General features: G+C 71.2%; 19 protein-coding genes and 1 riboswitch. Of the genes, 11 read left to right on the top strand and 8 right to left on the bottom strand.

Annotated features, from left to right (window positions below):
- Nucleotides 1-71 precede the first annotated feature (71 nt).
- Nucleotides 72-1,496 (top strand): M1 family metallopeptidase, encoded by a 1,425-nt coding sequence (locus ACFY8O_RS06200; protein WP_387899287.1) that lies wholly within the window; start codon nt 72-74, stop codon nt 1,494-1,496.
- Between the two features lie 22 nt (nt 1,497-1,518).
- On the opposite strand, the gene ACFY8O_RS06195 is transcribed toward ACFY8O_RS06200, so the two are convergent.
- Nucleotides 1,519-3,111 (bottom strand): M4 family metallopeptidase, encoded by a 1,593-nt coding sequence (locus ACFY8O_RS06195; RefSeq protein ID WP_387899285.1) that lies wholly within the window; start codon nt 3,109-3,111, stop codon nt 1,519-1,521.
- Between the two features lie 211 nt (nt 3,112-3,322).
- Entirely contained in the window at nt 3,323-3,898 is a 576-nt protein-coding gene (locus ACFY8O_RS06190) for a TerD family protein (protein WP_145804507.1), read from the bottom strand.
- 172 nt (nt 3,899-4,070) lie between these two features.
- Here ACFY8O_RS06190 and arfB point away from each other — a divergent pair, with 172 nt between their 5' ends.
- Entirely contained in the window at nt 4,071-4,505 is a 435-nt protein-coding gene (gene arfB / locus ACFY8O_RS06185) for an alternative ribosome rescue aminoacyl-tRNA hydrolase ArfB (RefSeq protein WP_145804505.1), read from the top strand.
- Between the two features lie 128 nt (nt 4,506-4,633).
- Here the strand turns inward: arfB and ACFY8O_RS06180 are convergent, their stop codons facing one another.
- A complete protein-coding gene (locus ACFY8O_RS06180; protein WP_387899281.1) occupies nt 4,634-5,140 on the bottom strand; it encodes a flavin reductase family protein in 507 nt (168 codons plus the stop codon).
- 347 nt (nt 5,141-5,487) lie between these two features.
- On the opposite strand from ACFY8O_RS06180, the gene cdgB reads away from it, so the two are divergent.
- Nucleotides 5,488-7,137, top strand: a complete 1,650-nt coding sequence (gene cdgB / locus ACFY8O_RS06175) for a diguanylate cyclase CdgB (protein WP_145804501.1) — start codon at nt 5,488-5,490, stop codon at nt 7,135-7,137.
- A 132-nt stretch (nt 7,138-7,269) separates the two neighbouring features.
- Nucleotides 7,270-8,244 (top strand): carbohydrate-binding protein, encoded by a 975-nt coding sequence (locus ACFY8O_RS06170; RefSeq protein ID WP_387899277.1) that lies wholly within the window; start codon nt 7,270-7,272, stop codon nt 8,242-8,244.
- 96 nt (nt 8,245-8,340) lie between these two features.
- Here ACFY8O_RS06170 and ACFY8O_RS06165 read toward each other — a convergent pair whose 3' ends face one another.
- The 3 genes from ACFY8O_RS06165 to ACFY8O_RS06155 all read right to left on the bottom strand — a co-directional run bounded on the left by ACFY8O_RS06165 (nt 8,341) and on the right by ACFY8O_RS06155 (nt 11,486).
- Nucleotides 8,341-9,273 (bottom strand): 1-phosphofructokinase family hexose kinase, encoded by a 933-nt coding sequence (locus ACFY8O_RS06165; RefSeq protein ID WP_145804497.1) that lies wholly within the window; start codon nt 9,271-9,273, stop codon nt 8,341-8,343.
- Nucleotides 9,274-9,438: 165 nt separating this feature from the next.
- Nucleotides 9,439-10,593, bottom strand: coding sequence for an N-acetylglucosamine-6-phosphate deacetylase (gene nagA, locus ACFY8O_RS06160; RefSeq protein WP_387899274.1), 1,155 nt, complete (start codon nt 10,591-10,593; stop codon nt 9,439-9,441).
- Nucleotides 10,593-11,486 (bottom strand): ROK family protein, encoded by an 894-nt coding sequence (locus ACFY8O_RS06155; protein ID WP_387899633.1) that lies wholly within the window; start codon nt 11,484-11,486, stop codon nt 10,593-10,595. The genes nagA and ACFY8O_RS06155 overlap by 1 nt, the downstream gene beginning before the upstream one ends.
- A gap of 223 nt (nt 11,487-11,709) precedes the next feature.
- On the opposite strand from ACFY8O_RS06155, the gene ACFY8O_RS06150 reads away from it, so the two are divergent.
- The 3 genes from ACFY8O_RS06150 (at nt 11,710) to otsB (ending at nt 14,598) form a co-directional block, all read left to right on the top strand.
- Complete coding sequence (locus ACFY8O_RS06150) at nt 11,710-12,987, top strand: ABC transporter substrate-binding protein (RefSeq protein ID WP_387899272.1); 1,278 nt, start codon at nt 11,710-11,712, stop codon at nt 12,985-12,987.
- 14 nt (nt 12,988-13,001) lie between these two features.
- Nucleotides 13,002-13,304 carry a DUF3263 domain-containing protein gene (locus tag ACFY8O_RS06145; RefSeq protein ID WP_387899268.1) on the top strand — a complete coding sequence of 101 codons (303 nt, stop codon included), beginning with the start codon at nt 13,002-13,004 and terminating at the stop codon, nt 13,302-13,304.
- A gap of 430 nt (nt 13,305-13,734) precedes the next feature.
- The gene (gene otsB, locus ACFY8O_RS06140) at nt 13,735-14,598 is read left to right on the top strand and encodes a trehalose-phosphatase (protein WP_387899266.1); all 864 of its coding nucleotides are present in this window, start codon (nt 13,735-13,737) and stop codon (nt 14,596-14,598) included.
- Nucleotides 14,599-14,789: 191 nt separating this feature from the next.
- Here otsB and ACFY8O_RS06135 read toward each other — a convergent pair whose 3' ends face one another.
- Both ACFY8O_RS06135 and ACFY8O_RS06130 read right to left on the bottom strand, forming a co-directional pair.
- Complete coding sequence (locus ACFY8O_RS06135; RefSeq protein ID WP_387899264.1) at nt 14,790-16,166, bottom strand: alpha,alpha-trehalose-phosphate synthase (UDP-forming); 1,377 nt, start codon at nt 16,164-16,166, stop codon at nt 14,790-14,792.
- 70 nt (nt 16,167-16,236) lie between these two features.
- Nucleotides 16,237-17,187, bottom strand: coding sequence for a glucosyl-3-phosphoglycerate synthase (locus ACFY8O_RS06130; protein WP_145804877.1), 951 nt, complete (start codon nt 17,185-17,187; stop codon nt 16,237-16,239).
- Nucleotides 17,188-17,340: 153 nt separating this feature from the next.
- Nucleotides 17,341-17,468: riboswitch (SAM riboswitch) on the top strand.
- 18 nt (nt 17,469-17,486) lie between these two features.
- Between ACFY8O_RS06130 and thrC the strand changes: the two genes are divergently transcribed.
- The 4 genes from thrC (at nt 17,487) to groL (ending at nt 21,729) form a co-directional block, all read left to right on the top strand.
- A complete protein-coding gene (gene thrC, locus ACFY8O_RS06125; RefSeq protein ID WP_387899260.1) occupies nt 17,487-18,785 on the top strand; it encodes a threonine synthase in 1,299 nt (432 codons plus the stop codon).
- Nucleotides 18,786-18,813: 28 nt separating this feature from the next.
- Entirely contained in the window at nt 18,814-19,089 is a 276-nt protein-coding gene (locus ACFY8O_RS06120) for a MoaD/ThiS family protein (protein WP_145804483.1), read from the top strand.
- Nucleotides 19,090-19,522: 433 nt separating this feature from the next.
- Nucleotides 19,523-19,729, top strand: coding sequence for a cold-shock protein (locus ACFY8O_RS06115; protein WP_003967346.1), 207 nt, complete (start codon nt 19,523-19,525; stop codon nt 19,727-19,729).
- A gap of 377 nt (nt 19,730-20,106) precedes the next feature.
- Entirely contained in the window at nt 20,107-21,729 is a 1,623-nt protein-coding gene (gene groL / locus ACFY8O_RS06110) for a chaperonin GroEL (protein ID WP_387899257.1), read from the top strand.
- The last annotated feature ends 35 nt before the right edge of the window (nt 21,730-21,764 follow it).

Below are 21,764 nucleotides of genomic sequence, written 5' to 3'. Positions count from 1 at the left end.
CCCTCGGCACGCGGCGCCATCGCGGTGCGCAGCGCGCGGTGGAGCCTCGGCGCGAACCTAGGATCGGCGGGGTGGACCCACGATCAGCGGCACGCCGCACCGCGCCCGGCGCCGCCCTGCTGCTGGCCCTGGTCACCCTCGCCACCGGCTGCCTGGCCGGGCGGGGCGGGGTCGTGGGCACCCCCGGTGCGGCGGGAGTGCGCGATCCGTACTTCCCGCGGCTGGGCAACGGCGGTTACGACGTCGCGCACTACGACCTGGATCTGCGCATCGACGGCGCGTCGGGCCGGCTCAGCGGTACCGCCGTGATCACCGCGCGTGCCACGCAGGACCTCAGCGCGTTCAACCTGGACCTCTCCGGGCTGGAGGTCCGTTCGGTGACGGTCGAGGGACGGCCTGCCGCCGTGAACAGGGCGGGTGCGGAGCTGACGCTGCGTCCGGACCGTCCGGTGGCGGACCGGCTCCGTGCGGGACGGACCTTCCGTACGGTGGTCCGCTACGACGGCGAGCCCAGGACGGTCACCGACGCGGACGGCTCCGAGGAGGGCTGGCTGCGGACCGCGAAGGGCACGGTCGCGCTCGGGGAACCGGCAGGCTCGCCGGTCTGGTTCCCCGGCAACCACCACCCGAGCGACAAGGCGACCTACGACGTGCGGATCACCGTGCCCGAGGGGCGCAGTGCCGTGTCCAACGGTGAGTTGGCGTCCCGTCGTACGGCCGGGGGCCGCACCACCTTCCGCTGGGTCGTGCGCGAGCCGATGGCGAGCTCGTTCGCGACGGTCGCGGTCGGGCCGTACGAGGTGCGGCGTACCGTCACCGCGGACGGCCTTCCGGTGATCACCGCCGTGGACCCGGAGGTGGCGGGAAGGACCCCCGCGCTGCCGGCCCGGATCTCCGAGGTCGTCGCCTGGGGGGTGAAGCACTTCGGCCCGTACCCCTTCTCGTCGGCCGGGGCGATCGTGGGCGTGCCCGGTGACGCGGGATATGCGCTGGAGACCCAGAACAGGCCGTTCTTCCCCGGGCCGCCGGACTCCGGGCTGCTCGTCCACGAGCTGGCCCATCAGTGGTTCGGCGATTCCGTGACCCCCCGGACCTGGCGCGACATGTGGCTCAGCGAGGGCTTCGCCACGTACGCGGAGTGGCTCTGGAGCGAGGAGCACGACGGTGTGCCCGTGGAGGAGAGCTTCGGGAAGGCGTACGCGGACGAGGCGAACTGGGCCTTCCCGGCGGCCCGTCCGCCCGGCCCCGCCGACCTGTCCCGGCCTCCGGTGTACGGGAGGGGTGCGATGGTCGTCCACCGGATCCGGCAGGAGATGGGCGACGACGAGGCGTTCTTCGGCCTCGTCAGGGGCTGGCTGCGGGCGCATCGGCACGGCAACGCCTCGACGGACGACTTCACCGCCTACGTGGAGGAGGAGTCCGGCCTGGAGCTGACGGTTCTGCACGAGGTGTGGGAGACCTGGCTGAACGGCGGGAGCCGGCCCGCGCGGGGCTGACCGGCTCCCGTGTCCGCTGAGGTTACTTGACGGCGACGCCGGTCCAGGCGGCGCCGACTGCAGCGAGTTCGGCGCTGCCGGCGCCGAACAGGTCGGTGGCCGCCTTCTCGGTCGCGACGCGCGCTCCGGCGTAGTCGGTGCTCGACGTCATGTAGACCGACAGGGCCTTGTACCAGATCTGGTAGGCCTTCTGGCGGCCGATGCCGGTGACCGTGGAGCCGTCGGCGGTCGGCGAGTCGTAGTCGACGCCGTTGACGGTCTTGGCGCCGCTCCCCTCGGCGAGCAGGTAGAAGAAGTGGTTGGCGACGCCCGAGGAGTAGTGGACGTCGAGGTCGCCGACGTTCTCGTCCCAGTAGTCGGCCGAGCCGCCGTCCTTGCTGGGCTGGTCCATGTAGCGCAGAGGGCTGCCGTCGCCGTTGATGTCGATCTTCTCGCCGATGAGGTAGTCGCCGGGGTCGGTGGCGTTGTCGGCGTAGAACTCGACGGAGGCGCCGAAGATGTCGCTGGTCGCCTCGTTCAGGCCTCCGGACTCCCCCGCGTAGTCGAGATTCGCGGTGGCGGCGGTCAGGCCGTGGCTCATCTCGTGGCCGGCGACGTCGATCGCGGTGAGCGCGCTCTTGTCGTCGGCCCCGTCGCCGTAGGTCATGCAGAAGCAGCTGTCGTCCCAGAAGGCGTTGACGTAGCCGGTGCCGAAGTGGACGCGGGAGTACGCGGCCCTGCCGTCGCCTGCTATGCCGTCGCGGCCCAGCTCGGACGTGTAGAAGTCCCAGGTCTTCGCCGCGCCGTAGTGGGCGTCGACCGCGGCGGTCTGGCGGTCGTCGCCGGTGCCGTCGCCCCAGGTGTCGTCGGCGTCGGTGACGAGGGTGCCGGTGCCGGTCCGGCCCTGGTTCAGGTCGTACGTCTTGTGGCCGCCCCGGTCGCCGTCGGTCAGCTCGAAGCCCGAGCCGCCCTCGGTGGTCGACAGGGTGACCTGCCCGCTGTACTGGCTGTTGCCGGTGCCGGTCTCGACCGCCTCGAAACGGTGCAGCTTCCTGCCGGTGGTGGCGTCCGTGATGATGTGCAGCTTGCTGGGCGTGCCGTCCTTCCGGACACCGGTCCTGACGGTCTCGAAGGCCAGGACCGGCTTCGCGCCGCGCGCCCAGACGACCGTGCGCGCGTTCGCCGCGGACTTCAGCTTCGGCTGTGTCGAGGGCACGGATATGCGGGCCTCGGTCGCCCTGTCCACACCCTTCGACCTGCCGTCGGACGCGGTGTGGGTGACCAGGTCGCCGCCGAGGACCGGGAGTCCCGCGTAGGTGCGCTCGTAACGGGTGTGGACGGTGCCTCGGGCGTCCGTGATCACGTCACGGACGATCAGTTTCTCCTGGCTGCCGAGTCCGAGGGCCTCCGCCGCGGCCGGGGCGTCGCTCTGTGCGGCGCGCAGGGCGGTGGTGCGCCGGGCGGCGGTGTTCACGCCGAGGATGGTGGCGCCGGAGGAAGAGGCGCTGGTGCCGGTGGTGCCGGTGGCGCCGTTACCGGTGCCGGCCGTCGCGGTGCCGGTCTGCACGCCGACGGCGACCATCGCGGCAACTGCGGCCAGGGCGGCGGCGCGACGGGTGTTCATGTGGGGGGTCATGCCTTCTCCGTTGCTCGTTCCTGTGGGGGGTACGAGCGGAGAGCGTGCCACCGGATGAGCGAATTTGACGGGACGCCGACAATTACCTCACAAGTTTTTGACCAGCTCTTGTCCGACTGGGGTTCACGGGTGTCCGCTATGCGGGGTGAACGCGCGGGAGCCCCCGGCCGACCGAGGTCGGGCGGGGGCTCCCGGAGGGCGAGCCGTTACGTCAGAGGTTGACGCCGAAGTCCTGGGCGATGCCGCGCAGGCCCGAGGCGTAACCCTGGCCGACCGCGCGGAACTTCCACTCGGCGCCGTTGCGGTAGAGCTCGCCGAAGACCATGGCGGTCTCGGTGGCGGCGTCCTCGCTGAGGTCGTAGCGGGCGATCTCGGTGCCGCCGGCCTGGTTGATGATGCGGATGAAGGCGTTCCGCACCTGGCCGAAGTTCTGGCTGCGCGACTCGGCGTCGTAGATCGAGACCGGGAAGACGATCTTGTCGATGTCCGCCGGGAGGCCCGCCAGGTTGACGTTGATCTGCTCGTCGTCGCCCTCGCCCTGGCCCGTGACGTTGTCACCGGTGTGGACGATGGTCTGGTCCGGGGTCGCCTTGTTGTTGAAGAAGACGAAGTGACCGTCGGAGAAGACCTTGCCGGCGGCGTTGACCGCGATCGCCGAGGCGTCGAGGTCGAAGTCGGTGCCGGTGGTGGTGCGGACGTCCCAGCCGAGGCCGACCGTGACGGCGGTCAGGCCCGGGGCCTCCTTGGTGAGCGAGACGTTGCCGCCCTTGGACAGGCTTACAGCCATGGGAAGTCCCTTTCCTCGTCATGTGCGGGCTTCGTGCCATCACGAAAGCTACCGTCACCCGTCCTAACGCAGACAAGAGACCACGAGGTTCCTGCTCGCTTTACTTTCTTTGCCGAACTTCTGGCCGAACGCTCGCAAAACAAGGTGACGAACAGGTCGTGGGCCGGGGAACATGGGTGTCATGTCCGGGCCCTATGTCATCCGCGGTGCGGTCTCCCTGCCGGAGGCCGAGCTCATGTGGCGTTTCTCGCGGTCCTCGGGGCCTGGCGGTCAGCACGTCAACACCAGCGACTCCCAGGTCGAGCTCCGGTTCGACCTGGCGGCGACCGAGGCGCTCCCCGAGGTGTGGAAGGCCCGGGCGCTGGAGCGGCTCGCGGGCCGGCTGGTCGGCGGGGTCGTGTCCGTGCGCGCGTCGGAGCACCGCTCCCAGTGGCGCAACCGTGAGACGGCCGCCGTGCGGCTGGCCGCGCTGCTGGCGGAGGCGACGGCGCCGCCCCCCAAGCCGCGCCTCAAGAAGAAGATCCCGCGGGGGATCAACGAGCGGCGGCTGCGGGAGAAGAAGCAGCGCGGCGACACGAAGCGCGGACGCTCCGGCCGCGACTGGTAGGGGAGGCCCCGGCCACGGCCCGGCGGGCCCCCTCCGTGGCGACCGGCGGCCTTGCCCGGCGCCCGGTGGCCGCCACGGCGGCAGCCGTCCGGCAGGCGCCCCGCCCCCACCGGAGGGCGGAAGGCGGCTCAGCCCAGGTGCCGGTAGCGCCCCTTGAAGTACGTCAGCGGCTCTCCGTCCGCGCTCGGCAGTGACGCCGTCAGCACCCTGCCGATGACCAGGGTGTGGTCGCCCGCCAGGACGCGCTGCTCGGTGCGGCACTCCAGGGTGGCCAGTGCGCCGTCCATCAGGGGGGCGCCCGTGATCTCGCCCCGTATGAGGGGGAGGTCCTGGAACAGCAGGCGGTCGCTGATGCGTCCCTTCATGGCGAACCGACCCGCGATGTGCCGCTGGCTCTCCGCCAGCACCGACACCGCCCACAGGGGCTGCTCGGACAGCAGGTCGTCCATCCGTGAGTCGTTGCGCAGGCTCACCATGACCAGGGGCGGATCGAGGGAGACCGACACGAAGGCGGTGGCCGTCATCCCGACGTCCTCGCCGCGGCCGTCCTCGTCGAGCGGCGGCTCCTCGGCGGTGACCAGCACCACACCGGCGGCCAGGCGGGACAGGGCGGCGCGGAATTCGTCGTTGCTCACCCCTTCAGGATGGGGGACGGCTTCGGGACGCGGGGAGGGGGGAGTCTTCTGCAGCACAGGGGGCACGCTAGTGCCGCCGGACGCGCCGTCGCATCGGGCCGAGGGACCAGCCGGGTCCTAGGACTCCGGAAGGACTGTTGCGGATTTGCGTTCGGTAAACGACGGCAGAGGCGGCAGCGGGCTCGTGAAGTCTTTACCAACTGTTGTGACTTGAGTCACAGAGAGCAATATTTGTTGACCCTGTGTACCGGGTGCACAGCTCACTGTGATTCAGTGGCCGTGACAGTGCAACAAGTACGTCGATATGAAACCTGGAGTTGCTGTCGAGGTCTCAGGGAGTGCGAGCAATGGAGGCCGAGTCGGAGCCGTACGTCCGCCTTGCGACCATGCGGCAGCTGCACCAGGCCGTCGCTGATCTCAACACGGCGCGGAGCCTGGCGGACACGCTTCAGTCCGTGGCCGACGGCATCGTCGCCGGTCTCGGCTACGAACTGGGCTGCGTCAACCTCGTGCGCCCCGACGGTGATCTCGTCGTCGCCGCCTTCGCCGGCAATCCGGCCGCGGAATCCCTGATCACCGGCCGTGTCGGTTCCCGCGAGTCCTGGGAGCGCAGGCTCTCCATGGGTGAGGCCTGGGACGGGCTCCGCTTCATACCCCACACCGAGGGCTGGGTGCTCCTCGACGACGACGTACCGCAGTGGCACACCGAGGGGCCGGAGCCCCGCTTCGAGGACGAGTGGCACCCCCTGGACCGCCTCTACGCCCCGATGTACGCCTCCGGCGGAGGTCTGGACCTCCTGGGGGTCCTCTCGGTCGACAGGCCCCGCAACGGCCGCCGCCCCGGCGCCTGGGGCCGCGAGGCCCTCCAGATGTACGCCTCCCAGGCCGCGATTGCGATCAGTAACGCCCGGCTCCGAGCAAACATGCAGCGTGCGCTGGTCAGGCTGGAGCGCGAACAGCAGGCGCTGCGGGCCAGCGAGGAGTCGTTCCGCCAGGCCTTCGAGTACGCCCCCAGCGGCATGGCCATCGCCGAGATGGGCGGTGACCAGCACGGCAGGCTGCTGCGCACCAACGACGCCCTCTGCCGGCTCCTGGGCCGTCCCGCCTCCGTCCTGCGCCGCTACTCCTTCGCCGACCTCGTGCACCCGGAGGACATCGGCACCCTGCTGCGGACCTCGGCCGAGGGCGGCCGGGCCGAGCTGAGGCTCGGGCGCAGGGACGGAACGTATCTCTGGGTCTCGCTGCGCAACTCCGTCGTCGCCGACACCACCGACGGCCCGCGCTTCCTGCTCACCCACGTCGAGGACATCGAGGAGCGCAAGCGCAACGAGCTGCATCTCGCGCACCGCGCCTCGCACGACGCGCTCACGGGTCTGCCCAACAGCGCGGAGCTCCGCTCCCGGCTCGGCGCGCGGCTCTGTGAGAGGCCTCACTCGGTGACGTCCAGTGCGATCGAGGCGCTGGACGCGGCCTACGGGGACGTCGACGCCTCGCACGGCTACCGGGCGGACGGCTACGAGGCGGACGCGGTGCCGGGTGTCGGCCCGTACGACCACCATGTGCACATCGTGGCGCCCGACGCGGAGCGCGACGACGGCACGAAGGGGCTCGCGGTGCTCTTCTGCGACCTGGACGGCTTCAAGTCCATCAACGACCGCTTCGGGCACCACGCGGGTGACGCGGTTCTCATCGAGGTCGCGCGCCGGCTGACGACCTGTGTACGGGACGGTGACACCGTCGCGCGGCTCGGGGGTGACGAATTCGTCGTCCTCGCGGACGGCCTCGGGGCGGCAGATGCCGCAGATCTGGCCGTACGCTTGCGTAACGCCATCATTCCGCCCATCCGGGTGGACGGCCGGGCAGTCAGGGTCGGGGCGAGTTTCGGTATCGGCTGGGCCGAGTGCGGCATGACCGAGGAAGAGGTCCTGCACTCCGCCGACCAGCGGATGTACGTGGAAAAGCGGTCCCGGTCGAAGGTTCACCGCCGAGCCGGCTGACGTTCACGCCCCGGCTGTTCCCGTATCCCGCCGGGTTTCCCGGGGGGCCGATGGCAATTCGACGCGTGCTCCGTTCGGGGTAGGCTCGGCCGGTCGGCGACGGCTGGCGACATGGTGAGGAGTGACCCAGGGATGACGGCCGGGAACAACGGCGCGAGCAAGCCCGAGGACGACGATCCGTTCGGCTATCTGTACGCGGACGGGCAGGCGGCGGGCGCACAGCCGCCCGGGCAGGGCGGCTACGGCTACCCGGGCCCGGCTGCTCAGCCCGGCGTGCCCAGAACGTCGTACAACCAGGTGCGGACGGTCGGCGAGCGCCAGTACGGACAGGTCCCGCCGCAGCAGGCGTACGGCCAGCAGGCCCCGCCGCAGTACGGCCAGCCGAACCCGCAGTACGCGGCCCCGGAGACCTACCCGGGCGGCGTGACGACCGTGAGCCAGTCCGCGCCGCACGGCGGTGGCAGGAGCGGGGGCTCCGGCCGTGGGGGACCCAACACCAAGGCGCTGCTGATCGCGGCCGTCGCCGTGGTCGCGGTGGTGCTCATCGGTATCGGTGCCGCGCTGATGACGGGCGACGACAGCGAGGGCAAGAAGGACGAGGCCGGTTCGTCGGCGGGTCCCGCCGACGAGGTCGAGGAGTCGCCGAAGCCGGAGAAGTCCGCCGAGGCGTCCCAGGAGCCCGTCGAGCTGCCCCAGCAGGACGCGGCGACGCTGACGCTCGGTGGCACGGCCTCGCTGGACAACACCGTCAAGGGCGCGAAGAGCGCCAACGGGCAATACATCAGCCTGAACGAGGTCGGCCGGTCGGCCACCTGGACGGTGGACGTGCCCGACAGCGGCCCGTACACGCTGTTCGTGACGTACGGCGTGCCGGGCAAGGACGCCAAGACGTCCCTGACGGTCAACGACGAGGACCCGCGCTCCATCAACATGAAGAACTTCGCGAACGCCGCGGAGGGCGACCTGGAGAAGGGCTGGACGACGACGTACGCGTACGTCCAGCTGGAGAAGGGCTCGAACACGCTGATGCTCTCGTGCAACGAGGGCGACTCGTGCGACGCGAACCTCGACCAGCTGTCGCTGAAGTCGGGTCACGTCAAGGACTAGGGGTACCGGAGGGGGAGGCCGCGCTCGGCGCTGCCTCCCCCTTCGTCGTGTCCGTCCCCGTTCCCGGCTCGCGAGGCCCGCGGACGTCTCTGCGGCTCAGGCCGCCGGCGCGTGCTGCTCGACGGACACGCGGGTCAGCAGGTCCTCGTAGGCCGGGCGGTCGAACTCCCCTGCCGCCGGGGCCAGTACGGTCGCCGTCGACAGGGCCACCGCGCGGGTCAGCCGGTCGTGCCAGCCCAGTCCCTCGGCGAGGGCGGACAGCAGCCCGGCCACGGCGGAATCCCCCGCACCCGTCGGGTTGCCCCGCACAGCGGAGGGCGGTGCCGCGCGCCAGATGCCGTCCGGAGTGACGGCGAGGAGCCCGTCCGCGCCCAGCGAGGCCACGACGCTGTGTGCGCCGCGGCGGCGGGCGTCGCGGGTGGCGCGCAGGGGTTCGCGGGCGCCGGTGAGCTTCGCGAGTTCGTCGGCGTTCGGCTTCACGAGGTCCGGGCGTGCGGCGATGCCGCGGCGCAGGGGCTCGCCGCCGGTGTCCAGGAGCACGGGCACCCCGGCGGAGCGGGCGAGCCGGATCAGTTCCGCGTACGCGCCGACGTGGATGCCGGGCGGCAGGCTGCCGCACAGGGCGACGGCCTCGGCCCCGGGGAGGAGGTCCCCGTACGTCCGGAGGAAGGCCGCCCATTCGTCGGCGCCTATGTGCGGGCCGGGCTCGTTGAGCTGGGTCGTGTCGCCGGTGGAGCGGTCGACGACGGCGAGGGTGCGGCGGGTGTTCCCGGCGACGGGGACGAGCGCGTCGGCGGGGCCGTGGGGGAGTGTGCCGAGCAGCCGGCGCAGCTGGGCTCCGGTGGCGCCGCCCGCGAAGCCGGTGACCACGGTGTCGTGGCCGAGTGCGGAGAGCACCCGGGCCACGTTGACGCCCTTGCCGCCGGGGCGTTCGGTCACCTCGGTGACGCGGTGGCTGGAGTGCGGGACGAGGGCGGGGACGGCGTACGTCAGGTCGACTGCCGTGTTCAGCGTGACGGTCAGTATCACCTGTACCGGCCCCCGGTTCCTTGGTCGTCCGCTCCCAGGCGCCGTCTCCCTGCGGCGCTGCCCCGGCGATCATGCCAAAGAGGCGGCGGCCCTCCCAGGGGTCCGGGACAACCGCCGTCTCTTCGTTACGTGTTCAACGGCCCGTCGGGTGCGTGTGGCGGGCCGTCAGCCGAGCTGGGGCTCCACGACCCACTCGCCGCGGCGCATGACGCCCTTGAGCGCGAAGTCCGCGTCCAGGACGACCAGGTCGGCGTCCTTGCCCGGGTCCAGCGAGCCGACCCTGTCGTAGAGGCCGAGGAGCCGGGCCGGGTTGGCGGAGATGGAGCGGACGACGTCGTCGACGGGGATCTTGTCGAGCGTCACGGCCCGGCGGAACGCGGTGTCCAGGGTGAGGGTGGAGCCGGCGATCGATCCGCCCTCGACGAGGCGCGCGACGCCGTCCTTGACCTCGACGGCCAGCGGGCCGAGCTGGTACTGCCCGTCACCCGATCCGGCCGCGTCCATGGCGTCGGTGATCAGGGCGACCCGGTCGGCGCCCGCGTGGTGGTAGGCGAGCTCCAGGGCGGCGGGGTGCAGGTGGGTGCCGTCGTTGATCAGCTCGACGGTCACCCGCTCGTCCTCCAGGAGCGCCGCGATCGGGCCGGGGGCGCGGTGGCCGAGGGCGGGCATGGCGTTGAAGAGGTGCGTGGCGACGGTCGCGCCCGCCTCGATCGCCTCGACGGTCTGCTCGTACGTCGCGTCCGTGTGGCCCACGGCGGCGATCACCCCGTGCTCGGCGAGCAGCCGCACGGACTCGATGCCGCCGGGGAGTTCGGTGGCGAGGGTGACCATCTTCGCGGTGCCGCGTGCCGCGTCGAGGAGCTTGCGGACCTCGGCGGGGTCGGGGTCGCGGAGCAGCCCCTCGCTGTGGGCCCCCTTGCGGCACGGGGAGATGAAGGGGCCCTCGAAGTGGATGCCGGCGAGTTCGCCCTGTTCGACCAGCTCGGAGAGCAGGCCGGCCTGACGGGCCAGGAAGTCCATGTCGCCGGTGACCGTGGAGGCGACGACGGTGGTCGTGCCGTGCTCGCGGTGCGCCCGGGCCCCGGTCAGGACGTCCTCGGCGCTGCCGGTGGCGAAGGAGACGCCACCGCCGCCGTGGTTGTGCATGTCCACGAAGCCGGGGACCACCCAGTGGCCCGAGAGGTCGAGTGTCCGGGCGCCCTCCGGCGTGCTGCCGGCGATCCGGGTGCCCTCGACGATCACCCGGCCGTTCTCGACGGTCCCGGTCGGAAGCACCACCCGGGCACCTGCGAGAACTGTGCTGTCTGCGCGTCCGGCCATCAGGCGGATACCTCCGTGGAGAGTAGATCCCAGGCGAGCAGCCCTGCGCCCAGGCATCCGGCGGTGTCCCCGAGGGCCGCCGGGACGATGTGAGGCAGCTTCTGGAACGTGACCCGTTCCTCGACGGCCGCACGCAGTGGTGTGAACAAGGTTTCCCCCGCCTCGGCGAGACCGCCACCGATGATGAGCGTGCGGGGGTCCAGCAGAGTGAGCGCGGTGACCAGCCCCGCGGCCAGGGCGTCGACGGCGTCCTGCCACACGCGCCGGGCGGCGGGGTCGCCGGAGGCGACGGCCTTCGCGCAGTCCGCGGCGTCCGCGTCGGGGTCGCCCGACGCGGCGGCCCAGGCGCGGGAGACGGCGGAGGCCGAGGCGAGTGTCTCCAGGCAGCCGCGCTGGCCGCAGCCGCAGTCCGGGCCGTCCGGCCGGACGACGACGTGGCCGATCTCGCCGGCGTAACCGTGGGCGCCCGCCTCGATGGTGCCCGCGATGCCGATGGCGCCGGCGATCCCGGTGCCCAGCGGCACGAAGAGGAAGCGGTCCGCGCCCCGGCCCGCGCCGATCCGTCCCTCGGCGAGGCCACCCGTCCTGACGTCGTGGCCGAGTGCGACGGGGATGCCGCCGAGCCGTTCGCCGATCAGTGCGCGCAGCGGGACGTCACGCCAGCCGAGGTTGGCCGCGTAGACGGCGATCCCGCGTTCCGCGTCGACGATGCCGGGCACGGCGACCCCGGCGGCGACCGCGCCCTCACCCAGGTGCTCCGTGCCGTAGGCGTGCAGGTCGGCGGCGAAGCCGAGGATCGTCTCCACGACGGCCTCCGCCCCGCGCTCCCTGCCGGTGGCCCGGCGCGCCTCGTGGAGCAGGGTGCCGTCGGCCCCGACCAGTGCGGCCTTCATTCCTGTGCCGCCCACATCGAGGGCGATGACGTGTCTCACGGGAGACAGTTTCGCCCGCCGACCCCTAAAAGGTCTAGTCCACTATCGTGGTTTGTTGACCACCCATACAAAACGGTCCTGCTAGATTGCCGAACCGATGCACCGGTGGTGTAGACCTCCGTGGGTGAACGCGGGGCGGGAAGACGGCTCCGCCGCCCGGCGGCGGCGGACGGCGGATGTAGGGATGGAACGGGCTGTGCAGCGGCGCTTTGTGGGACTGACCGCGGTGGTGGCCGCACTCGGATTGACGGCAACGTTGTCAGGGTGCGGATCGGATGCCGGAGACGGCGACGTCACCCTGAAGCTGGTCGCGGCGGACTACGGGAGCGACGCGGAGAGCAGCTCCGAGAAGTACTGGGCCGACGTCGCCGGGAAGTTCGAGAAGGAGAACCCCGGCATCCACGTGGACGTCAGCGTCTACTCCTGGAAGGACGTCGACCGCGAGGTCGCCGAGATGGTGAAGGCGGGCAACGCCCCCGACATCGCGCAGATCGGTGCGTACGCCGACTACGCGGCGGCGGGCAAGCTCTACACCGCCGACGAGATGATCGCCATCCGTACGGGGTCCAACTTCCTGCCCTCCCTGACCGCCGCGGGCGAGGTCGACGGCAACCTCTACGGCCTGCCGTTCGTGGCCAGCACCCGGCTGCTCTTCTACAACAAGGGGCTCTTCGCCAAGGCGGGCCTCGGGGCGCCGGAGACGTGGGACGACATCGAGAGCGACGCCGCGGCGCTGGAGCGGAAGGGCGTGACGTACCCCTTCGCCCTGCCGCTCGGCCAGGAGGAGTCCCAGGCCGAGACGCTGATGTGGATGCTCAGCGGGGGAGGCAACTACACGGACGAGGTCGGCAACTACGACATCGACTCCGCGGCCAACATCGCCACCTTCCAGTGGCTGAAGGACCACCTCGTCGGCAAGGGCCTCACCGGCCCGGTCGCCCCGGGCAAGCTCGACCGGGCGAAGGCCTTCGAGGCGTTCACCGAGGGCGAGGTCGGCATGCTGAACGGCCACCCGACGCTCATGCAGGAGGCCGAGAAGAAGGGCGTCCAGGTGGGCATGGTCCCGCTGCCCGGGATCGACGGGCCGACCAAGGGCTCGATGGGGGTGGCCGACTGGATGATGGGCTTCAAGCAGAACGGCCACCGGACCGAGATAGGCAAGTTCCTCGACTTCGCCTACGACGACGAGAACGTGCTCTCCTTCGCCGACCGGTACGACCTGCTGCCGGTGACCAGCAGCGCGTCGGCCGCGATGGAGGCCGACAGCAAGCACGAGTCGCTGCACGAGTTCCTCTCGGCGCTGCCGAACTCGCAGCTCTACCCGTTCGGCAAGACGTCGTGGGCGCAGGCCAGCGAGACGATCAAGGAGAAGATCGGCTCCGCGGTCGCGCCCGGCGGCAGTCCCGAGGCCGTGCTCACGGGGATCGCGGCGGAGGCCCGGCAGGCGGACACCGCGAAGTAGGTAGGTTGGTTGATATGACCGCCCACCCCGACGACCCCGAAGAGCCCGCCCGCGCCGACACCGGGACCGGTGCCGAGGCCCCCGATGCGGCTGCCCCGCTCTCCGGGCAGGAACGCGCGGTACTGGCCCTGGAGCGGCGCTCCTGGCCCGGCCCGGGGGCGAAGGAACGGGCCGTCAGGGAGCAGCTGGGGATCTCGCCGGTCCGCTACTACCAGGTGCTCAACGCGCTCCTGGACGACCGCCGCGCGCTGGAGGAGGACCCGGTGACGGTGAACCGCCTCCGCCGCGTGCGGGACGCCCGGCGCGGACGCCGCTGAGCGCCACGCCCCGCGCTCCGCGACGGCGGCGGACGCGTGGGCCGCTGGGCGGGCAGGTGCCTGCCGAGCCGGGCCGCGCACCGCTTGCCGGCCCGCACGTCGCCGTTCCCGGCGTACGCCGCTGGGCCGGGCCGGGTGCCCGCTCGGCCGGGGCGGCGGACCGTGCCGAGGGGGCAGGCGGCCGGCCCGCAGCCCGCGAAAGCCGTGCGGCGCAGCCGCGAAGGCCATGCGGCCCGCCGGCACCGTGACCGGGGGTGCCGTGCGTCGGCTCCTGCCGTCCCCGCCGGGACCCGTGCCGCAGCCCGCGGCCCGGCCGGGTCGTGCCCGTGGAGCACGCCCCGCCCGCGTAGGGGTGGACGCCTCGGTGGGCGGGCCGCCGCTGACGGGGGAAGCCGCGCGGCTCCGCGGCCCGGCCGCTACGCTCACCCGCATGGGCAATCCGGCACACTCCCTCCCGACCCCGTCCACCCAGGCCGGCCGCGAAGGCCTCGCCGCGCTCCTCGCCCGGCCCTCCCGCGCGGCGATCGCACTGGACTTCGACGGCACGCTCGCCGACATCGTCCCGGACCCGGAGCAGTCCCGCGCCCACCCCGGCGTCGTCCCGGCCCTCTCCGCGCTCGCCCCCCTCGTCGCCGCCGTCGCCGTGATCACGGGCCGCCCGGCCGACACCGCCGTGCGCTACGGCGGCTTCGCCGGGGCGCCGGGCCTGGAGCACCTCGTCGTCCTCGGGCACTACGGCGCCGAACGCTGGGACGCCGCCACCGGGGCCGTCACCGCCCCGGCCCCGGACCTCGGCGTCCAGGCCGTCCGGGCGGAGCTCCCCGCCGTACTGGAGGAGCGGGGAGCCGGGGCGGACAGCGGCACCTGGATCGAGGAGAAGGGCGGCAGGGCGGTGGCCGTGCACACCCGCCGCGCCGCCGACCCCCACGCCACCTTCGCCGCGCTGCGCGCCCCGCTGTCCGAGCTCGCCGCCCGGCACGGCCTGATCGTCGAACCGGGCCGCCTGGTCCTGGAGTTGCGCCCCCCGGGCGTGGACAAGGGCGTAGCGCTGGAGGAGTACGTGAAGGCGGTGGGCGCCGAGACCGTGCTGTACGCAGGCGACGACCTCGGTGACCTCGCCGCGTACGCCGCCGTCGACAAGCTCCGCGCCCAGGGCCTCACCGGTCTGCTGGTGTGCAGCGGCACGGAGGTCCCCGAACTCGCCGAACGCGCCGACCTGTTGCTGGCCGGCCCTGCGGCGGTGGCGGACCTGCTCGGGGAGCTGGCCGGGCATCTTCGGCCGGAGTCCGACTGACAGCCCTCCTTCCACCGTGCGGTGCGACGCGGCCCGCTGCCGGCCAGGGCGGCGGGAGCGGCTGCCGTGGGCGGCTACGGCCGGAAGCGGTCCGCCGTCAGGGCGCCGACCGGCGGGAGGGCGCCCCGGCCCCGGGCGGGCCGGGGCTCCGCCCACGGAAGCGGTCCGGGGCCGGTTAGGCGGTCCGGGACCTAGCCGCGCAGGGCGTCCAGCTGCTCCAGGAACCACTGCTGCGGGGGCAGCGCGGTCGAGGCGGCGGCGAGGCGCTTGGTGCGGGCGCTGCGCTCGTCGTGGTCCATCGTCAGCGCCGCGTGCAGGGCCGCGGCCGTCGCCGACACGTCGTACGGGTTGACCACGAGCGCGTCCTCGCCCAGCTCCTCGTAGGCCCCCGCCTCCCGGGACAGCACCAGCGCGCAGCCGTGGTCGGAGACGACCGGGACCTCCTTGGCGACGAGGTTCATGCCGTCGCGGATCGGGTTGACCAGGGCCACGTCCGCCAGCCGGTAGGCGGCGAGCGAGCGGGCGAAGTCGTCGTCGACGTGGAGCAGGACCGGGGTCCAGCCCGGCGTGCCGTACTCCGCGTTGACGGCGTCGGCGACGCGCCGCACCTCCGCGGTGTAGTCGCGGTAGACGGCGAGGTCCTGACGCGACGGATAGGCGAAGGCGACGTGGACCACGCGTTCGCGCCACTCGGGCCGCTCCTCCAGCAGCGCCCGGTAGGCGTGCAGCCCGCGGACGATGTTCTTGGACAGCTCGGTGCGGTCCACCCGCACGATCGTGCGCCGGTCCACGCCCACCTGCTCCCGCAGGATCTCCATGCGCTCGTCGACGTCCGTCTCGTGGGAGCGGCGGCGCAGGAAGTCGGCGTCGGCGCCGAGCCCGTGCACCCCGATCCGGGTGCGGCCGGTCCCGCCGAGGATCTCCGTGCAGCAGCTGATGAAGGCGTCCGCCCAGCGACGGGTCAGGAAGGCGGCCCGGTCGGCGCCCAGGATGCCCTTGAGCAGCTGTTCGCCGATGTCGTCGGGCAGCAGCCGGAAGTAGTCGACGGGAGCCCAGGGGGTGTGCGAGAAGTGGCCGATCCGCAGGTCGGGGCGGAGGTCGCGCAGCATGCCGGGGACCAGCGAGAGGTGGTAGTCCTGCACGAGGACCGCCGCGCCCTCGGCGGCCTCCTCGGCGAGCGCCTCCGCGAAGGCCCGGTTGTACGTCTCGTAGGAGGCCCACTGCCGCCGGAACTCCGCGTCGAAGACGGGCTCCACCGGCGTCTGGTAGATCATGTGGTGGACGAACCACAGCACGGAGTTCGCGATGCCGTTGTAGGCGTCGGCGTGGACTCCGGCGTCGATGTCGAGCATCCGGACGCCGGGCTCGGACACCCCGCGCCGGACGGCCTCGCGGTCGCCGTCCCCGAGGGCGGCGCAGACCCAGAGCTTGTCGTCGACGGCGCTGAGGCCGGAGACGAGCCCGCCACCGCCCCGCTTCGATTCGAGGGTTCCGTCCTCCCGCCGGGTGTACGACACCGGGCCGCGGTTGGACGCGACGAGTACCTGGGCAGCGTGCTCGGAGACCATGTACCCGAACCTAGCCCGTTCGGGAACCCTCCAAACGTGACGAGGGTGCGGAGTGGCTCACGAAGAACCGTTACGCCGCGTCGCGCGAGGTGTACTCCGCGATCTCCCGCATCGGCGGCCTCTCCTCCGTGTCCACCGCGTGGGTGTGCGCGACGAACCCGCCGGGGCCCCGCTCGAACTGGATGATCTCCGGCCGTACGAGTGATCCCCGGGAGAGCCGCAGCTGCGCCGTGCGGTAGATGGTGGCGGCCATCCTGCCGAGCGCCTGGCCGTCCTGGTGGCGGTGCCTGCGCACGCCGACGTCGACCTGGGCCAGCGCGTCCAGGCCGACGGTGTGCAGGGCGTCGACGAGCAGGCCCAGCTCCACTCCGTAACCGACGGGGAAGGGGAGCTGCTCCAGCAGCGAGCGCCGTACGGCGTACTCGCCGCCCAGCGGCTGGACGAACCCGGCCAGGCTCGGCCAGTGCAGGTTGAGCAGGGGGCGCGCCACCAGCTCCGTGACCCGGCCGCCCTGGCCTGCGGCTTCGCCGAGCGGGCGGTCGTACATCGCCTTGACGAACTGCACTGCGGGGTCGGTCAGCAGGGGGCCGACGATGCCGGAGACGAAGTCCGCCGAGAAGTCCCTGAGGTCGGCGTCGACGAAGCAGACGATGTCCCCGCTGGTCACCAGCAGTGACCGCCACAGCACTTCCCCCTTGCCGGGGAGGGCGGGTATCCGGGGGAGGACGGAGTCGCGGTGCACGACGCGGGCGCCGGCCCGGCGGGCGGCCTCGGCGGTGCCGTCGGTGGATCCGGAGTCGATCACCACCAGTTCGTCGACCAGCCGGACCTTCTCCATCAGCTCGCGCCGGATCTCCTCGACGATCGCGCCGACCGTCGCCTCCTCGTTCAGCGCGGGCAGGACGACGCTGACGCGGGAGCGGTGCGGATCCCTCTCGCGCGCCGCCGTGAGACGGTCGAGCGGGCGGTCGGCGGCCGACCAGGAACGCCTGGTCAGCCAGCGTTCCACCTCTTCCAGCACGGTCGATACTCCCTGTATGTGATCCATCTCGCGGTTCGGACGACTATCTCGATCGTCCGGTGCTTCGGTTACAGTCTTGAACAACGCGGATGGCCCTCGCATGTCGGGGTCGGTCCGCGAATAAACGCCCGGATCCATGGTCCGGTGCCATAGCGCTCATCCAGAGGGACTGAGGGAACGGCCCGTTGAAGTCCCGGCAACCCTCCTGCCGACCGCGAGGTCACGGTGGGGAAGGTGCCAATTCCGTCTTGTGGCGAAATACGTCGCAAGGAAGATGAGGAGAAAGGGCCTCCGCCATCATGGCCGTGCAGACACTTGCAGAGAACACCAATTCTTCCGCCGTGGACCTCGGTCCCGCCGCAGCGCTTTCCTGCCGCGAATGCGGCGAGCGTTTCGAGCTCGGTCCCATTTTCGCCTGCGCGTCCTGTTTCGGGCCGCTCGAAGTGGCGTACGACCTGCCGAGCGGCTCCCCCGAAGAGCTGAAGAAGCGCATCGCCGAGGGCCCGAACAACATCTGGCGCTACGCGCCGCTGCTGCCGGTCCCCTCCGACGTCGCGGACAAGCCCAACATCAACCCCGGTTTCACCAAGCTGGTCAAGGCCGACAACCTTGCCCGTGAGCTGGGCGTCACCGGTGGTCTGTACGTCAAGGACGACTCCGGCAACCCGACGCACTCCTTCAAGGACCGCGTCGTCGCGATCGCCGTCGAGGCCGCCCGCGCCTTCGGATTCACCACACTCTCCTGCTCCTCCACCGGCAACCTCGCCGGTGCGGTGGGCGCCGCCGCGGCCCGCGCCGGCTTCCGCTCCTGCGTGTTCATCCCGCACGACCTGGAGCAGGGCAAGGTCGTCATGGCCGCGGTGTACGGCGGCGAGCTGGTCGGCATCGAGGGCAATTACGACGACGTCAACCGCTTCTGCTCGGAGCTCATCGGCGACCCGCTCGGCGAGGGCTGGGGCTTCGTCAACGTCAACCTGCGGCCGTACTACGGCGAGGGCTCCAAGACCCTGGCGTACGAGATCTGCGAGCAGCTCGGCTGGGAGCTGCCCGACCAGCTCGTCATCCCGATCGCGTCGGGCTCGCAGCTCACCAAGATCGACAAGGGTCTCCAGGAGCTGATCAAGCTCGGCCTCGTCGAGGACAAGCCCTACAAGATCTTCGGTGCCCAGGCCGAGGGCTGCTCCCCGGTCTCCACCGCCTTCAAGGCGGGCCACGACGTCGTCCGGCCCCAGAAGCCCAACACCATCGCCAAGTCCCTGGCGATCGGCAACCCGGCCGACGGCCCCTACGTCCTGGACATCGCCCGGCGCACCGGCGGCGCGGTGGAGGACGTGAACGACGAGCAGGTCGTCGACGCGATCAAGCTGCTGGCCCGTACCGAGGGCATCTTCGCGGAGACCGCGGGCGGGGTGACCGTCGGCGTGACGAAGAAGCTGATCGACGCCGGCCTGCTCGACCCGGCCCTGACCACCGTCGTCCTCAACACCGGCGACGGCCTGAAGACGCTCGACGCGGTCGCCCCCACGACCGGCCTGTCGGCGACGATCCGGCCCAGCCTGGACGCGTTCCGCGACGCGGGCCTCGCCGCCGCCAACTGACCACCCGAGACCCGAGAAAGGCACCCACATGAGCGTCAAGGTCCGTATCCCCACCATTCTCCGCACCTACACGGGCGGTCAGGCCGAGGTCCCGGCCGAGGGGGCGACCCTCTCCGAGGTCATCGCGTCCCTGGAGCAGAACCACCCGGGCATCGGTGCCCGCGTCCTGGACGACCAGGGCAAGCTGCGCCGCTTCGTCAACGTCTACGTCAACGACGACGACGTGCGCTTCGAGGGTGGCCTGGACGCGGCCACGCCGGACGGCGCCGGCGTCTCGATCATCCCGGCCGTCGCCGGAGGCTGACGGTCCGGTCGGGTGTCCCGACTGCACGGTGTGACCGGGGTGGCCCCCTCCGCGAGAGAAGCGGAGGGGGCCATTCTGCATGGTTGAGCACGGTACAGTTGGGGAAGTCCCCGCTGCCGCCCGTGCCAACCGCATATGAGAATGCGCCCGGCCGCGTCAAGAAGCAGCCAAAGTACGTGAGCCCCTTGCGCCATAAGTGGCCTTTGTCAGGCCCGAGTTGCCCAGGATCCTCACGAATTCCGCCCATCCGGGCGTTCACGTGTGCTCAGAATTCTCGTCCGATTGACCTGTTGCAGAGGGCAGTTGGGCAGATACATTCGGCCGCGGTCGACGCGTTCCGGCGCACGCCACCCTCTCCTGTCGGAGGGTGAGTTCTGACCCGGGCCCGCGAAGTGCGGTGCTCGTGCAAGGGCCAGTAATAGGGGAGTTAGGCATGGCTCAGGGCACCGTCAAGTGGTTCAACGCGGAGAAGGGGTACGGCTTCATCGCGGTCGACGGTGGTGCGGATGTTTTCGTCCACTACAGCGCGATCCAGATGGACGGGTACCGCACCCTCGAAGAGGGTCAGCGAGTTGAATTCGAGATCTCGCAGGGCCAGAAGGGGCCGCAGGCGGACATGGTCAAGCTCGCCGTCGGCTGAGCTCGGCACGGTCGGCCAACGACGCCACTCACACACGCGGGGCCCGTACTCCCACCGGGGTACGGGCCCCGCGTGCGTCCCGTGTCCCCTGGTCAGGGCCCTGTGGGCGGCCACATCCGGCGAGGGTGCCCGCGCGCCCACCCGTCGCCCGGCCACCTCTCCTCGCAGCGAGCCTTCTTCGGAGGCGCTTGCACTCGAAGGGGTCGAGTGCTAATCATTGGCGTTAGCACTCTCCAGGTGAGAGTGACAGAACTTAGGACCGGGCCGGTGAGGCCCGCACGCTTGTCGGGGCAAGGAACCGGTGAGCACGCTGGCCGTCCGTCGCGGGCGCCTCTCGGTCCGGAGAAATCCACCCCTGTCCGGGAGGACCACTTCACATGGCCAAGATCATCGCGTTCGACGAGGAGGCACGGCGCGGTCTCGAGCGCGGGATGAACCAGCTCGCCGACGCCGTCAAGGTCACCCTCGGCCCGAAGGGCCGTAACGTCGTCCTCGAGAAGAAGTGGGGCGCGCCCACGATCACCAACGATGGTGTTTCCATCGCCAAGGAGATCGAGCTCGAGGACCCGTACGAGAAGATCGGTGCGGAGCTGGTCAAGGAGGTCGCCAAGAAGACGGACGACGTCGCCGGCGACGGTACGACCACCGCCACCGTTCTCGCTCAGGCGCTCGTCCGCGAGGGCCTGCGCAACGTCGCCGCGGGTGCCAACCCGATGGCTCTGAAGCGTGGCATCGAGAAGGCCGTCGAGGCCGTCTCCGCCGCTCTGCTGGAGCAGGCGAAGGACGTGGAGACCAAGGAGCAGATCGCTTCGACGGCCTCCATCTCCGCTGCCGACACCGAGATCGGCGCCAAGATCGCCGAGGCGATGGACAAGGTCGGCAAGGAAGGCGTCATCACCGTCGAGGAGTCCCAGACCTTCGGTCTGGAGCTGGAGCTCACCGAGGGTATGCGCTTCGACAAGGGCTACATCTCGGCGTACTTCGCCACCGACATGGAGCGTATGGAGACGTCCTTCGACGACCCGTACATCCTGATCGTCAACTCCAAGATCTCCAACGTGAAGGACCTCCTTCCGCTGCTGGAGAAGGTCATGCAGTCGGGCAAGCCCCTGCTGATCATCGCGGAGGACGTCGAGGGCGAGGCTCTGTCGACGCTGGTCGTCAACAAGATCCGTGGCACCTTCAAGTCCGTCGCCGTCAAGGCTCCGGGCTTCGGTGACCGCCGCAAGGCCATGCTCGGCGACATCGCCATCCTCACCGGTGGCACCGTCATCTCCGAGGAGGTCGGTCTCAAGCTGGAGAACGCCGGCCTGGACCTGCTGGGCACCGCCCGCAAGGTCGTCATCACCAAGGACGAGACGACGATCGTCGACGGTGGCGGCGACAGCGACCAGGTTCAGGGTCGCGTCAAGCAGATCCGTGCCGAGATCGAGAACTCCGACTCGGACTACGACCGCGAGAAGCTCCAGGAGCGCCTCGCGAAGCTGGCCGGCGGCGTGGCCGTCATCAAGGCCGGCGCCGCCACCGAGGTGGAGCTCAAGGAGCGCAAGCACCGCATCGAGGACGCGGTGCGCAACGCCAAGGCCGCCGTCGAGGAGGGCATCGTCGCCGGTGGTGGCGTGGCTCTGCTCCAGGCCTCGGCCGTCTTCGAGAAGCTCGACCTGACCGGTGACGAGGCCACGGGCGCCAACGCCGTGAAGCTCGCGCTGGAGGCCCCGCTCAAGCAGATCGCCGTCAACGGTGGTCTCGAGGGTGGAGTCGTCGTCGAGAAGGTGCGCAACCTGCCGATCGGTCACGGCCTCAACGCCGCGACCGGCGAGTACGTCGACATGATCGCCGAGGGCATCATCGACCCGGCGAAGGTCACGCGCTCCGCCCTGCAGAACGCCGCGTCCATCGCCGCGCTCTTCCTCACCACCGAGGCCGTCATCGCCGACAAGCCGGAGAAGGCCTCTGCGGCTGCTCCGGGCGGCATGCCGGGCGGTGACATGGACTTCTGATCCCCCGGGATCAGCAGCTCCTCGCAGTACCTGTA

This window comes from Streptomyces argenteolus, assembly GCF_042902585.1.
Classification (GTDB): domain Bacteria; phylum Actinomycetota; class Actinomycetes; order Streptomycetales; family Streptomycetaceae; genus Streptomyces; species Streptomyces argenteolus.
Note: the sequence above shows the minus strand (reverse complement) of the source record. Positions and strands in the feature narration are given on the sequence as shown.

Coding starts and splice junctions, on each gene's coding strand:
- otsB (WP_387899266.1), top strand. CDS start 13,735: ATGGGCAATCCGGCACACTCCCTCCCGACCCCGTCCACCCAGGCCGGC.
- ACFY8O_RS06120 (WP_145804483.1), top strand. CDS start 18,814: ATGAGCGTCAAGGTCCGTATCCCCACCATTCTCCGCACCTACACGGGC.
- nagA (WP_387899274.1), bottom strand. CDS start 10,593: ATGGCCGGACGCGCAGACAGCACAGTTCTCGCAGGTGCCCGGGTGGTG.
- ACFY8O_RS06135 (WP_387899264.1), bottom strand. CDS start 16,166: ATGGTCTCCGAGCACGCTGCCCAGGTACTCGTCGCGTCCAACCGCGGC.
- cdgB (WP_145804501.1), top strand. CDS start 5,488: ATGGAGGCCGAGTCGGAGCCGTACGTCCGCCTTGCGACCATGCGGCAG.
- ACFY8O_RS06155 (WP_387899633.1), bottom strand. CDS start 11,486: ATGAAGGCCGCACTGGTCGGGGCCGACGGCACCCTGCTCCACGAGGCG.
- ACFY8O_RS06190 (WP_145804507.1), bottom strand. CDS start 3,898: ATGGCTGTAAGCCTGTCCAAGGGCGGCAACGTCTCGCTCACCAAGGAG.
- ACFY8O_RS06115 (WP_003967346.1), top strand. CDS start 19,523: ATGGCTCAGGGCACCGTCAAGTGGTTCAACGCGGAGAAGGGGTACGGC.
- ACFY8O_RS06150 (WP_387899272.1), top strand. CDS start 11,710: ATGGAACGGGCTGTGCAGCGGCGCTTTGTGGGACTGACCGCGGTGGTG.
- thrC (WP_387899260.1), top strand. CDS start 17,487: ATGGCCGTGCAGACACTTGCAGAGAACACCAATTCTTCCGCCGTGGAC.
- groL (WP_387899257.1), top strand. CDS start 20,107: ATGGCCAAGATCATCGCGTTCGACGAGGAGGCACGGCGCGGTCTCGAG.
- ACFY8O_RS06170 (WP_387899277.1), top strand. CDS start 7,270: ATGACGGCCGGGAACAACGGCGCGAGCAAGCCCGAGGACGACGATCCG.
- ACFY8O_RS06145 (WP_387899268.1), top strand. CDS start 13,002: ATGACCGCCCACCCCGACGACCCCGAAGAGCCCGCCCGCGCCGACACC.
- ACFY8O_RS06195 (WP_387899285.1), bottom strand. CDS start 3,111: ATGACCCCCCACATGAACACCCGTCGCGCCGCCGCCCTGGCCGCAGTT.
- arfB (WP_145804505.1), top strand. CDS start 4,071: ATGGGTGTCATGTCCGGGCCCTATGTCATCCGCGGTGCGGTCTCCCTG.